At 70.4% G+C, this 11,678-nt stretch carries 13 protein-coding genes; 6 read left to right on the top strand and 7 right to left on the bottom strand.

Going from position 1 to position 11,678, the window contains the following annotated elements; genetic code table 11:
* Positions 1-7: 7 nt before the first annotated feature.
* A complete protein-coding gene (locus tag AC1ROW_RS03815; protein ID WP_493017521.1) occupies positions 8-1,723 on the bottom strand; it encodes an ABC transporter permease/substrate binding protein in 1,716 nt (571 codons plus the stop codon).
* Entirely contained in the window at positions 1,720-3,039 is a 1,320-nt protein-coding gene (locus tag AC1ROW_RS03820; protein ID WP_493017522.1) for a quaternary amine ABC transporter ATP-binding protein, read from the bottom strand. The genes AC1ROW_RS03815 and AC1ROW_RS03820 overlap by 4 nt, the downstream gene beginning before the upstream one ends.
* 367 nt (positions 3,040-3,406) lie before the next feature.
* On the opposite strand from AC1ROW_RS03820, the gene AC1ROW_RS03825 reads away from it, so the two are divergent.
* Together AC1ROW_RS03825 and AC1ROW_RS03830 are read left to right on the top strand one after the other, a co-directional pair.
* On the top strand, positions 3,407-4,375 hold the full coding sequence (locus AC1ROW_RS03825) for a Dyp-type peroxidase (RefSeq protein WP_493017523.1): 969 nt from the start codon (positions 3,407-3,409) through the stop codon (positions 4,373-4,375).
* Positions 4,376-4,493: 118 nt separating this feature from the next.
* Positions 4,494-4,775, top strand: coding sequence for a hypothetical protein (locus AC1ROW_RS03830; protein WP_493017524.1), 282 nt, complete (start codon positions 4,494-4,496; stop codon positions 4,773-4,775).
* A gap of 148 nt (positions 4,776-4,923) precedes the next feature.
* Here the strand turns inward: AC1ROW_RS03830 and sufU are convergent, their stop codons facing one another.
* On the bottom strand, positions 4,924-5,361 hold the full coding sequence (gene sufU / locus AC1ROW_RS03835) for a Fe-S cluster assembly sulfur transfer protein SufU (protein ID WP_493017525.1): 438 nt from the start codon (positions 5,359-5,361) through the stop codon (positions 4,924-4,926).
* Entirely contained in the window at positions 5,358-6,638 is a 1,281-nt protein-coding gene (locus AC1ROW_RS03840) for a SufS family cysteine desulfurase (protein WP_493017526.1), read from the bottom strand. The genes sufU and AC1ROW_RS03840 overlap by 4 nt, the downstream gene beginning before the upstream one ends.
* Before the next feature lie 100 nt (positions 6,639-6,738).
* On the opposite strand from AC1ROW_RS03840, the gene AC1ROW_RS03845 reads away from it, so the two are divergent.
* Complete coding sequence (locus tag AC1ROW_RS03845; protein ID WP_493017527.1) at positions 6,739-6,936, top strand: hypothetical protein; 198 nt, start codon at positions 6,739-6,741, stop codon at positions 6,934-6,936.
* Positions 6,937-7,054: 118 nt separating this feature from the next.
* On the opposite strand, the gene AC1ROW_RS03850 is transcribed toward AC1ROW_RS03845, so the two are convergent.
* The 3 genes from AC1ROW_RS03850 to AC1ROW_RS03860 all read right to left on the bottom strand — a co-directional run bounded on the left by AC1ROW_RS03850 (position 7,055) and on the right by AC1ROW_RS03860 (position 9,348).
* On the bottom strand, positions 7,055-7,369 hold the full coding sequence (locus AC1ROW_RS03850; protein ID WP_493017528.1) for a hypothetical protein: 315 nt from the start codon (positions 7,367-7,369) through the stop codon (positions 7,055-7,057).
* Positions 7,370-7,503: 134 nt separating this feature from the next.
* Positions 7,504-8,307, bottom strand: a complete 804-nt coding sequence (locus AC1ROW_RS03855; protein WP_493017529.1) for a trypsin-like serine peptidase — start codon at positions 8,305-8,307, stop codon at positions 7,504-7,506.
* Between the two features lie 573 nt (positions 8,308-8,880).
* Entirely contained in the window at positions 8,881-9,348 is a 468-nt protein-coding gene (locus tag AC1ROW_RS03860) for a hypothetical protein (protein WP_493017530.1), read from the bottom strand.
* Positions 9,349-9,525: 177 nt separating this feature from the next.
* On the opposite strand from AC1ROW_RS03860, the gene AC1ROW_RS03865 reads away from it, so the two are divergent.
* The 3 genes from AC1ROW_RS03865 (at position 9,526) to AC1ROW_RS03875 (ending at position 11,667) form a co-directional block, all read left to right on the top strand.
* Positions 9,526-10,371 (top strand): hypothetical protein, encoded by an 846-nt coding sequence (locus AC1ROW_RS03865; protein WP_493017531.1) that lies wholly within the window; start codon positions 9,526-9,528, stop codon positions 10,369-10,371.
* A 266-nt stretch (positions 10,372-10,637) separates the two neighbouring features.
* Positions 10,638-11,096: a DUF2510 domain-containing protein gene (locus AC1ROW_RS03870; protein WP_493017532.1), complete on the top strand. Its 459-nt coding sequence runs from the start codon at positions 10,638-10,640 to the stop codon at positions 11,094-11,096.
* A 40-nt stretch (positions 11,097-11,136) separates the two neighbouring features.
* Positions 11,137-11,667 carry a hypothetical protein gene (locus AC1ROW_RS03875; RefSeq protein ID WP_493017533.1) on the top strand — a complete coding sequence of 177 codons (531 nt, stop codon included), beginning with the start codon at positions 11,137-11,139 and terminating at the stop codon, positions 11,665-11,667.
* The last annotated feature ends 11 nt before the right edge of the window (positions 11,668-11,678 follow it).

Here is an 11,678-nt window from a genome sequence, read left to right on the forward strand (position 1 = left end):
GGCGCGATCACTTCGTGAGCGCGTCGACGTACGCGGAGTGCGCGTCCATCCACTTCTCGACGATGCCGTCGTACTGGCTGGCGTCGGTCTTGCCGTTGTACATCGCGTTCTCCAGCGAGTAGAGCAGGTCGGACTTCATCCGGAACTTCTTGACCCACTTCGCGATCTGCGGGAACTTCTGCGGGAAGTCCGTGCTCGCGATCGAGTGGATGGACTCCGCCGCGCCCAGTGTGTTCTTCGGGTCCTTCAGGTCCTTCAGCTTCCACTGGTCGTAGGCCCAGTGCGGCCGCCACAGCGTCACCGCGATGTTGTCGTGCTTCCGCATCGCGCTCGACAGCTCGGCGAGCATCGCAGGTGTCGAGGAAGTGACGTAGTCCATCTTCCCCAGCCCGTACTCCGGGATGACCTTCTTCTGGGTGGCCTCGGTGAGCCCGGCACCCGGCTCGATGCCGACCAGTCGGTTGCCGAAGTCGGAGGCGTGCGAGGCGAGTTGGTCGAGCGAGTCGATCGGGGCGTCCTTGTTGACCGCGATGGTCAGCTTCGCCTCGTCGTTCCAAGCGCCGAGGTCGGTGAGGTGCGCGCCGTAGGTCTTCATATACTGCGCGTGCGTCGTCGGCAGCCAGCCGTCGAACGCCACGTCGTAGTCGCCCGTGCTGAGCCCGGCGAAAGCCGGCCCGGCGTCGGCGTACTCGAACTGGACCTGGTAGCCCTGGCGCTCCAGCACATGCTTCCACAGGTAGGACGCGGCCTCGCCCTCCGGCCAGCCGTTGAACACGGCGACCTTCACGGTGCCCTTGTCGCCGCCCGCGGTGGAGGCCGCGGTCACGGCCGTCCCGCCGATCACGACGAGCAGGCCGGCGCCGAGCACCGCGAGCGCGCGCTTCGGCATCCGCACTCGGGCCTTCCCGGCCGCCGCGGTGAGCCGATCGAGCACGATCGCCAGGATGACGACGGCGATGCCCGCCTCGAAGCCGAGCCCGACATCCACCCGGCTGAGCGCCTGGACGATGTCGCGGCCGAGACCGCCGCCGCCGACCATGCCGGCGATGACCACCATCGAGAGCGACAGCATGATGACCTGGTTCACGCCGGCGAGGATCGACGGCATGGCGAGCGGAAGCTGGATCTGGCGCAGGATGCGCCGGGGCGGCGAGCCGAACGCGCGGCCGGCCTCCACCAGCTCGGTGTCGACGCCGCGGATGCCGAGCTCGGTGAGCCGCACGCCCGGCGCCATCGCGAACACGATCGTCGCGACCATGCCCGGCACCACGCCCACCCGGAACAGGATGAGCGCCGGGATCAGGTACACGAACGCGGGCATCGTCTGCATGAAGTCGAGCACCGGCCGGATGATCGCCGAGGCGATCCGGGACCGGGCGGCGAGGATCCCGAGCGGCACGCTCAGCGCGATCGCGATGGCCGAGGAGACCAGGACCAGCGCGAGCGTGTCCATCGCGTTCGACCATTGGCCGATCCCCGCGATGAGCAGCAGCCCGAGCACCGTGCCCGCGCCGAACACCCAGCCGCGCAGCCAGACCGCGAGGATCGCGACGATGAGGATGACGCCCCAGAACGGCGGCGTCTGCAGCACCCAGTCGACGCCGTCGTACATCCCGGTGAAGACCACGCGGATGACGTCGAACAGTCCGCCGAAGGTGGTGGTGACGACGTCGACGACCGCGGTCGCCCACTCGCCGAGCGGGATCAGGTGGGCGGGGTTCACGCGACCACCTCCTCGCCGCGGGCGACCTCCGGGACGGCGTGGCTCCCGGCGGTCTCCCGCAAGGCCAGCGTCATCGCGTCGACCGGCACGGTGGCGGGAGGCTCGACCACGACCGGGATCTCGGTGGTGTCGCTGGAGACGTTCCCGAGCGCCGCGAGCAGGGTGACCCGCGGGATCACGCCCAGCAGGCGGCGCTGGTCGTCCACCACGGCGAGCGGGAGGGCGCTGCCGACGGCGGGCTCCACCAGTTCGCTGAGCACCTCGTCGCGGGACACCGTCGCGAAGTCCGCGTCGATCGCCTCGGTCAGGTCGCCCTGCCCGTCGCGGACCTGGCGCATCACGTCGCGGTCGCGCACGGCGCCGAGCAGCCTCCGTCCCTGGCCGACGACGAACGCCGCGGAGGTCTGGAGGTCGCGCATCGTCCGCATCGCGGCGCGCGGGCCGCCCGCGACGGTGACCAGCGCTCGAGCCGGCTCCATCACGCTCGCCGCGGTGAGCACGCGGGCGCGGTCCACGTCCTGCACGAAGCTGGCGACGTAGTCGTTGGCGGGGTCGGTGAGGATCTCTTCCGGCGTGCCGGTCTGGACGATCCGGCCGTCGCGCATGACGGCGATCCGGTCGCCGAGGAACATCGCCTCGTTGAGGTCATGCGTGATGAAGACGATGGTCTTGCCGAGCGAGCTCTGCAGCTCGAGGAGCTGCTCCTGCATCTCGCGGCGGATCAGCGGGTCGAGCGCGGAGAACGCCTCGTCCATCAGCAGCACGTCGGTGTCGGCCGCCAGCGCGCGGCCGAGGCCGACGCGCTGCTGCATCCCGCCGGAGAGCTCGCCGGGGAGCTTCTCCCCCCAGCCGCCGAGGCCGACCAGCTCCAGCACCTCGGCCGCGCGCTCGCGGCGCTCGGCGGCGGGCGTCCCGCGCACCTCCAGGCCGTAGGCGATGTTGTCGAGGACGGTGCGGTGCGGCAGCAGCGCGAAGTGCTGGAAGACCATCGAGATGTGCTGCTGCCGGACGGCGCGGAGCTTCGCCCCGGCGAGGCCCGTGATCGTGGTGCCCATGACCTCCACCTCGCCCGCCGTGGGCTCAAGCAGCCCGTTCAGGAGACGGATCAGGGTGGACTTGCCCGAGCCGGACAGTCCCATCACGACGAAGATCTCGCCGCGCCGGACGGTCAGGCTCGCGTCGATGACGGCGGCCGTACCGAGCCCTGCGACGTCTTTCCGGCTCGCGCCCTGCCGCACCCGGCGCACCGTCTCCTGGGGTTTGCGTCCGAAGACCTTGAAAAGGTTCCTCGCCTCGACGGCGATCGTGTTGCTCAACGTGTCTCTCCGCGGTGCGCGCTCGCGTCTGGTGGACACGCGCACTCTGGTCGCGCCCGGGCCGACGGCGTGCGGCGACGGCAGCACGACTCGAGCGCGGGCCTTCCGCGCGAATCACCGTCACTGGCGCGACCATCGGGGTGCGCCCACGCCAGCCGACCGTACGATCCGAGCGGGGCCACCGGTGCGGCCGCACGGCCCGGATCGCGGGCTGGTTCACCTCCGGCGCACCGCGCTCCGCAGCGCGCCAGGGCCTTTCGACGCTATCAGGGTCTTCGCGGCGATCGCGAATCGAGAGCGGGTGAAACCCCGCGCGGCGGGCCATCGGATCTACCGCGCGCGGCGGGATTCCGGCAGAGTGAGCGGCATGGCGAACAGCACCGGCGGTCACCCCTGGCAACGCGTCCCGATCGAGCCGCAGAGCGTCGACGCCCCGCTCTCCCAGGCGGCGGTCTTCCTCGTCGTGACGGTGGCGGACTCCCCCGACGCGATCGCCGCGGCGAAGGACGTGGTGGCGAACATCTCCGACATCGTGAAGACGGTGGGCTTCCGCGACCTGGGCGCCAACCTGTCGTGCAACGTCGGCGTCGGCGCGGACTTCTGGGGCAAGCTGACCGACGCCGCTCCGCCGAAGGAGCTGCACCCGTTCCGGGAGATCCGCGGAGCGGTGCACACGGCGGTCGCGACGCCCGGCGACCTGCTGTTCCACATCCGGGCGGAGCGCGGCGATTTCTGCTTCGAGTTCGAGCGGCAGCTGCTCGACGCCCTCGGCGACGCGGCCACGGTGGTGGACGAGGTGGTCGGCTTCCGCTACTTCGACGCCCGCGACCTCCTCGGCTTCGTCGACGGGACGGCCAACCCGACCGCGGGCGACATGGCGTCCGCCGCGATCGTCGGCGACGAGGATCCCGCGCACGCCGGCGGCAGCTACGTGGTGGTGCAGAAGTACCTGCACGACCTCGCCTCCTGGAACCGCCTGCCGGTGTCGTCGCAGGAGGACGTGATCGGCCGGACCAAGGTCGAGAACATCGAGCTGCCGGACGCCGAGCACGGCCAGAAGGCGCACAAGACGCTGAGCACGATCACCGACGAGAACGGCGTGGAGCACGACATCCTCCGCGACAACATGCCGTTCGGGAGGCCGGGACACGGCGAGTTCGGCACGTACTTCATCGGCTACTCGCGCGAGCTGTGGGTGATCGAGCGGATGCTGGACCGGATGTTCATCGGCGACCCTCCCGGCAGCCACGACCGCATCCTGGACTTCTCGACGGCCGCCACCGGGACCACGTTCTTCGCGCCGACCCGGAGCTTCCTGGAGGGGCTCGGGGGCTGAGGCGGGGCGGGGTGAGCACGCGGGTGACGCCCGTATGACGCCGCATGACGCGCGACCCCGCAACAGGTCGTCATCTTCGTGGCGACCGGTGGCGACGGCACGATACAAAAAGGCCATCATGTCGCGCATCTTCACGAGCAAGTTCAACCCGGGCCGCGCCCGCTGGGAGCTGGTGGTCAGCCCGCGCGGCGACGTCTACGCGTTCCCACTGACGCTGCCGATCGCGCAGCGCCAGGCGCTCGGCGGCCACAAGCGGTACCTGGTCGGCAAGGTGCGCAAGCAGCAGGAGACCTGGACAGCGGCCGGGCCCTCCGGGCTGGTCTACGGCACGACGTTCCCGACGCTGCCCTCGGCACTGGAGGCCATCGCCGACGAGGTCGACCTCGCCCCGGTGCCGTAGGGCCGACGCGATCACGCGATCGGGTCGATCACCAACTCCATCCACGTCTCCGGCGACGCCAATGTCGTCGGCCGGCGTGGACCTGGTCTGCGTGCCGGACGCGTTTCAGACGTCCCGACGGAACGGGAACCCGGCAGGGCCGCGTTCGTCACGCGGACTTCAGCAGCGCGTCCTCCAGCGCAACCCACGGCAGCATCGCGCACTTCACGCGCGTCACGTACCGCGAGACCCCCGCCAGCACGACGGCGTCGCCGAGCACCTCCTCGTCGCCCTCCAGCGCACCCTTGGACTGCATCAGCTCGCGGAACGCCGCGATCGACGCCGTGAGCTCCGCTCGGTCGGTGTCGTGCACCAGGTCGCTGAGCAGCGACGCCGACGCGGTCGAGATGGAGCAGCCGTGGCCCTCCCAGCTGATCGCGTGGACGCGGCCGTCCGCGCCGGGGTGCACGCCCACGGTGACTTCGTCGCCGCAGGTCGGGTTGAACTGGTGCGAGCTGGCCGCGGCATCCGCGCGGAGGCCGTAGCCGTGCTTCTCGCGTGCGTGGTCGAGGATGACCTGCTGGTACAGGCTCTGCAGATCGCTCATCGGTCGATCACCCCGAAGAACTCCCGCGCGTCGGCGACCGCCGCCACCGCGGCGTCCACCTCGTCCGCCGTGTTGTAGAGGTACGCGCTGATCCGGGTGGAGGCCGTGGCGCCGAACCGGCGGTGCACCGGCTGGGCGCAGTGGTGGCCCACGCGCACCGCGATGCCGCGGTCGTCCAGGAACTGGCCGACGTCGTGCGCGTGGATGCCGTCCACGACGAAGGCGGCGAGGCCGACCCGCTCGACGTCCGCGCCGGGGCCGAGCACCCGCACGCCGGGGATCGCCGCGAGCCCGGAAAGCATGCGCGCTCCGAGTTCCGCCTCGTGCGCCTCGATCGCCGGCATCCCGACGGCGTCGAGGTAGTCGACCGCCGCGGCGAGCGCGACCGCCTGTGACACGCGCTGCGTGCCGGCCTCGAAGCGCTGCGGGGCCGGCAGATACTCGGCGTGGTCGAGCGTCACGGTGGTGATCATTGAGCCGCCGGTGAGGAACGGCGGCAGCGCGTCGAGCAGCTCGCTGCGGCCGTAGAGGGCGCCGACGCCGGTCGGGCCGAGCATCTTGTGGCCGGAGAACACCGCGAAGTCGACACCGAGCGCCGGGAAGTCGACGGCGAGGTGCGGCACGGACTGGCAGGCGTCGAGCACCGCGAGCGCGCCCTGGGCGTGCGCGAGCGCCACGAGCTCACCGACCGGGTTGATCGCGCCGAGCACGTTGGAGACGTGGGTGAAGGCGACGACCTTGGTGCGCGGTCCGATCAGCTCGGCCGCCTGGTCGAGCCGCAGCAGGCCGTCGTCGGTCAGCCCGATCACGCGGAGGGTCGCCCCGGCGCGGGCCGCCAGCTCCTGCCACGGGATGAGGTTGGCGTGGTGCTCGGCCTCCGTGACGACGAGCTCATCGCCCGGGCCGACCCGGAACCGCTCGGCCGCCGCGCCGCCGCGGCCTGCGGACGCGTTCGACATCCCGTAGGCCAGGAGGTTGAGGCCCTCCGTTGCGTTGGAGGTCCAGACCAGCTGCTCCGGCCGGGCTCCGACGAAGCGGGCCACGCGGGCGCGGGCGTCCTCGAAGAGCTCGGTGGCCTCCCCGGCGACGGTGTGGGCGCCACGGTGCACGGCGGACGTGAACCGCTCGGCGAAGTCGCGTTCAGCGTCGAGCACCTGCCGCGGCTTCTGCGCGGTGGCGCCGGAGTCGAGGTAGACGAAGGGGTGCCCGTTCACCTCGCGGGAGAGGATGGGGAAGTCCGAGCGGAGACGGACCGTGTCGAGGGTGTCGGTGCGCATACTGTGCCTAACGCTACCGGGGTTCGCTGCAATCCCGCCGTGCGTGACGGCGCTGGATGACGCCGGGCGCGGCCGACCGGCCGCCGGTAGGCTCAGGGGCATGGTCGAACGGACGAACGGCTCGCCGTGGTTCTTCATCGGCGGCGTCCTGCTCGTCGTGGTGGGGCTCGGCGGTCCGCTCCTGGTGGACGCGGTGACGGGCGACGTGCAGTGGGTGGTCCGCGGCGTCGGGGTGCTCGTCGCGATCGGCGGCGGTGTGCTCATCGGGTTCTGGCTGCGGAGGCGCCGGGGGCGCTGAACCGCCGGCCCTGACCACCCGCTGGGCCAGCGCGGATGACACGCCGGGATTGGGGTGGATCAAGCATTCTGCCCGGTACGTTTCGCACGCTGACTGCTTCAACTGCTCGGCGAGACGCTCACTCACCAGTTCCCGGCTGTGTAATGGATCGCCCGCCGATGGGCTTGGAGGTGTGGATGAGGAGACTGGCTTCGCGAGCGACCAACGTGCATTCGTCGGGTGCCCCAGCGAACCCGCCTTCGAGGACAGCGATATCGATACTGGTGGCGGTTTCCACGACAGCGGCGCGGGTGCCGTAGCAATCCGGGGTCCCTGCAAGGAAGAAGACCCGGATATCGGTGCTCGAGACCACCTCGTATCGATTCCATTCGACGCCCCTCTCGCCGGTGAGATCGTTTCTCGGTGTGTCGTCTTCGCTCTCGTAAGGCGTCACGGGCGACGGTGGTGAGCTCCGGTGTGGTTCCGCGGCGGTACAGCTACCGAGAAGCAGGGCAGGGAGCAGGGCTCCCACGGAAAAAATCCCGCGCAAGCCCCGCCCACAGGATTCTCCGTCAGCGAGCGGCATCCTCACCAATCGCTGTTCGCGGCATTGTAGAGTCCGACGATGCGGGAGTCGAGATACGGTCCGGCGATGTACGACGTATCGTCCCTCGGCCCGAAGGAGTTGACGGTCCTGATGTTCCCGAGGCCTGTGGAATTGCTGTAATGGGAAAGCCAAGGGCCACCCGATGCCCCGCCACCGAAGTTGCATCCGCTGATCGAGTGGAACTGGTACGTCGAGTTGTAACGGGAGCCGGTCGTCCCCCAGCACGCCCACATTACCTCGCCTTTGTTCAGGTTTCCGGGGTATCCGAAGTTGCTGACACCGAAGTTGTAGCTTCCGCCGTAGATGAGCCCATGCCCACCGACGGCGTCCACGACGGTCCCGTTGCTATTCGCGTACGTCGTAACGAAAGCGATGTCGGAGTTGAAGCCGCGGGCAGTCGGCCCGTAGTTGATCCAGTCGTTATAAGCACGGAGCGAGTAGGCGGAGAACGTGCCGTGAGGACGCGTCCCGTTGTGGTATTCGGGGATGAAGACCCAGTTCTGGTGCCATGTCTTCCCCGGCCCACCATGCACACAGTGCCCGGCGGTCGCGACAAGTCGCGAGGAACCACTGTTGATGGCGGCTCCCGAACAGATGTAGTTCTTTCCGTCCGAGGCATCCCGGAAGAGCACCTTGCCGTTGGTCTTGGAGAAGTTCGTCACCGCGGTCCGCGTACCCTTTTTAGTCTCGGCGGGAAGCGCCGCATCTGCGATAGCCGTCTCCGGCTCCTCGACCCCGAGCGTCCGTCTACCGAGGTCGCTCGCCGAAAGCTCGGGAGTGTCCACGGGGTTCGCCTCGGCGATCCGATCAGGCGTCCAATAGTCGAGTACCCGGGGATCACCACCGATCGCGTCCAGCTCCTCGGCTGAGAAAGGCCTGGTGCGGGGACTCCTCGACACGTCTGGGGAGAGCGCCGGGGCGGCGGCGGTGGTTTCACCGGAAACGTCGGACGTCGAAGCGTGATCGTTTTTCGGTGCAGCGTGCGCTGGTGCGGCTGTCCCGGACAGGACAGGGAACATCAGCGCGGTCGCAAGTAATACGCCGCGGACCGACGTTCTGCGGTGGGGACGGGGATGCATAAGGGGCCAACCTGCCTTCTTGTCGTAGCTGACGACGCGACGCGGCCACACCCCTCGTGAATGGACACATCATCGTGCTGCACCGAGCCAAAAGGTCGGACTCAATGTGCCTGATCACTTGAACCTAGCGTGAGCGCAACGACCAATGGTCACATAAACATATCGCCGCTTTTTACCTAAAGGGAAGCGCTTATAAGGTGAAATTGTCCTCGGAGTCACGGCGAATCCGGGCTGAGCCGGCTCGGCTCCCCCTCATCCGCACGCCGGCTGCGGGCTCCCCTACTCCACCGTCGCCCGCGCGAGGTCGCGCAACTCGACCAACCGCCGCGCCGCACCGCCGTGCCCGCCGCGGATCGCGATGTGCTGCCGCGCCGGCGGGGTGAACGCGGCGTCCAGCGCGTAGGTCACCATCAGCAGGTAGAACCTCAGCAGCCGTGAGGCGTCCGCCCGGAGCGGCTCCTGCTCCGGCTCGCAGATCATCCCGTCGAGCCAGCGGGAGAGCTGGGTGAAGGCGATCCGCAGCCGAAGGCCCTGGCGCGCGTCCGCGGCGCCGAGCCGGCGGTCGGCCGGGCGCACCCCGACCGGGCGGCCGGGCTCCCCCGCCACAGCGCATCGCTCGAGCAGGCTCTCCGCCGCGGAGAGGTGCGACACCGCCTCCTCCAGGACGGCCAGCAGGGTCAGGGCGCTCAGGCCGTCCTCCACGAGCGCCGTGGAGTCGGCGCGACGTGCCTTGGCGAACCACCCCACCGGGCGCCTCCCTCCTGCCGGCCTCCTGCCGAAGTGGGACCGATTGTACGCTGGCATACCCCGGATCCGAGAGGGGATCAAGGCGCTTCCCCGGGCGCCGGATCGCGCCTAGCGTTCGCCGCGGCAGTTCTGACGACGCGCCCGCCGGAGAGGCGGGCGAAAGTGGAGGAGGCACCGATGACCGACCGCAGATCCCCAGCGGACGAACCGACGGAGACCCGCGCGTACGAGCCGGGCACCCGGGCGTACGACGCGGCGCCCGCGGACGCGACGGCGCCCGCCCCGGCCGCCGGAGCTCACCGGGCGCACGGCGAGCCCGTCGATCCCGTCGCGACACGGCACGCGGACGACCGCTCCCTCGACGAGGAGCCGGTGGACGAGTACCCGCGCGCCGCCCGCTACCCGAGCGACACCCGGGATGAGACCGACGAAGCCGTCCTGGTGGACGGCAACCGGACCCTGCGCGAGAACGTGGTCGCCCGCGAGCGCAGCGAGTTCGGCGGCATGAAGTTCGGCTCCGCCTTCTTCGGCTGGCTCACCGCCACCGGCATGGCGGTCCTGCTGACCGCCCTGGTCGCCGCAGCGGGCGCCGCCGTCGGGCTCGGCGCGACGGGCGGCGGCAACGCGGCCGCGAACGCGGCCAACAAGAACGCCGCGACGATCGGCATCGCCGGGGCGATCGCCGTCGTCGTGATCGCGTTCGTCGCGTACTACTGCGGCGGCTACGTCGCCGGCAGGATGGCGCGCTTCGACGGCGCTCGCCAGGGCCTGGCGGTGTGGATCTGGGCGATCATCATCGCGGTCGTCGTCGCCATCCTCACTCTCATCCTCGGCGCTCAATACAACATCCTCGGCAACATCAACGGCTTCCCCCGCATCCCGCTGAACGAGGGCAGCGTCACGCTGACCGGCATCATCACCGCCGTGGCCGTCGCCATCGTCAGCCTCGCCGGCGCGGTGCTCGGCGGCGTCGCCGGCATGCGGTTCCACCGCCGGGTGGACCGGGTCGGCCTCGGCAGCTAGCAGGCCCTGGTCTCGAACAGAGAGGTGCGGCCGGTCTCACCCCGTCCTGTGGATGAGATCGGCCGCACCGTCACCCGCATCAGGGAGTGACCTTCGGTCCGCGGAACCCCCGTGCCGCTGAACCGGTCGAATGATTCTCCCCGCAGGGGGTTACCGGCGGGTGAACTGGAGCCTGGGACTACCCCCAGAACGGGTGCGCCAGGCTGAGGATCCTCCGATGGAACGCCGCCGGGCGATAGTGTCGGTGCACCCGAACGAGGAGCCCGATGAGCCAGTTGCCGCCGCCCGGCTGGTACCCCGACGCCGACACCCGGTTCCAGCGCTGGTGGGACGGCCTCCGCTGGACGGACGCGGTCCGCCCGCTGGCGCCCTCCGCGCCGGTCGCAGGGCCGCCGCCGGTCAACGGCCTGGCCACCGCGTCGCTCGTCGCCGGCCTGGTCGCAGCGGCCGTCGCCGCGCTGGCGGTCGCCACCGGCGGCGGCATCGACCCGCTCCTCGCCCTGCTGATCCTGGTCGGTGTCGGGCTGTCCGTGGGCCTCGGGATCCCCGCGCTGATCCGCGCCGGGGCGCTGACGCCGCGCATCGGGAGGGCGCGCGCCATCTGGGGGATCTGCCTGGGCGGGGGTGCGCTGCTGGGCTGTGTGCTCGCGGTGGCGCTGTTCGGCGCGACGCCGGTGGACGGCGGGACGAACGCGGACGTGCCCGCGGCCGCGGCGCGCGCGTGAACCCCGATGGACCTCGATGAACCTCGACGCGGAGGATGAGATGACCGAGAACCCTGAAGCTTCTGTGCCGGCGGCGGCGGATGCGCCCTTCGCGCCCGTGGCGTCCGGTGCGGCCTTCACGCCGGACTGGGCCGCCGCCCAGCCGCCCGCGGCCGCAGGCTCGTGGCCATCGCAGCCGCTCGCTGCGGCTCCGGCGCCGGCTCCGGCTCCGGCTCCGGCTAAATCGCCGCGACTGGGCCGGGTTGCGATGATCATGGCCATCGGCGTGATCAGCGTGTCCGTGCTGATCTCGATCCTTCAGGGCGTGTTCGCGACCACGCTCTACACGTACAGCCGAGCGTCGGGCGCCGGCTTCAACATGCGCCCGGACCAAGACTGGTTCGGCCTCCAGCTGCTCGTCGGCTCGGCGTTCGGCATCTGGGCGCTGACCCAGGGAATCGTGGCGGTGGCCCAGAACCGCGGCCGTCGTTACGGCGTCGTCGCGATCGTCCTCGCGGGCGCCGCGCCGATCGTCAGCCTCATCGTGTGGATCGCACTGGGCTTCGCGTTCGGGCACCACGTGCAGGGGTGAGGGGCGAGGCG

This window comes from Leifsonia sp. GW821-FHT13C09 (assembly GCF_058806435.1).

Coding starts and splice junctions, on each gene's coding strand:
- AC1ROW_RS03825 (WP_493017523.1), top strand. CDS start 3,407: ATGGCGAACAGCACCGGCGGTCACCCCTGGCAACGCGTCCCGATCGAG.
- AC1ROW_RS03830 (WP_493017524.1), top strand. CDS start 4,494: ATGTCGCGCATCTTCACGAGCAAGTTCAACCCGGGCCGCGCCCGCTGG.
- sufU (WP_493017525.1), bottom strand. CDS start 5,361: ATGAGCGATCTGCAGAGCCTGTACCAGCAGGTCATCCTCGACCACGCA.
- AC1ROW_RS03840 (WP_493017526.1), bottom strand. CDS start 6,638: ATGCGCACCGACACCCTCGACACGGTCCGTCTCCGCTCGGACTTCCCC.
- AC1ROW_RS03845 (WP_493017527.1), top strand. CDS start 6,739: ATGGTCGAACGGACGAACGGCTCGCCGTGGTTCTTCATCGGCGGCGTC.
- AC1ROW_RS03865 (WP_493017531.1), top strand. CDS start 9,526: ATGACCGACCGCAGATCCCCAGCGGACGAACCGACGGAGACCCGCGCG.
- AC1ROW_RS03870 (WP_493017532.1), top strand. CDS start 10,638: ATGAGCCAGTTGCCGCCGCCCGGCTGGTACCCCGACGCCGACACCCGG.
- AC1ROW_RS03875 (WP_493017533.1), top strand. CDS start 11,137: ATGACCGAGAACCCTGAAGCTTCTGTGCCGGCGGCGGCGGATGCGCCC.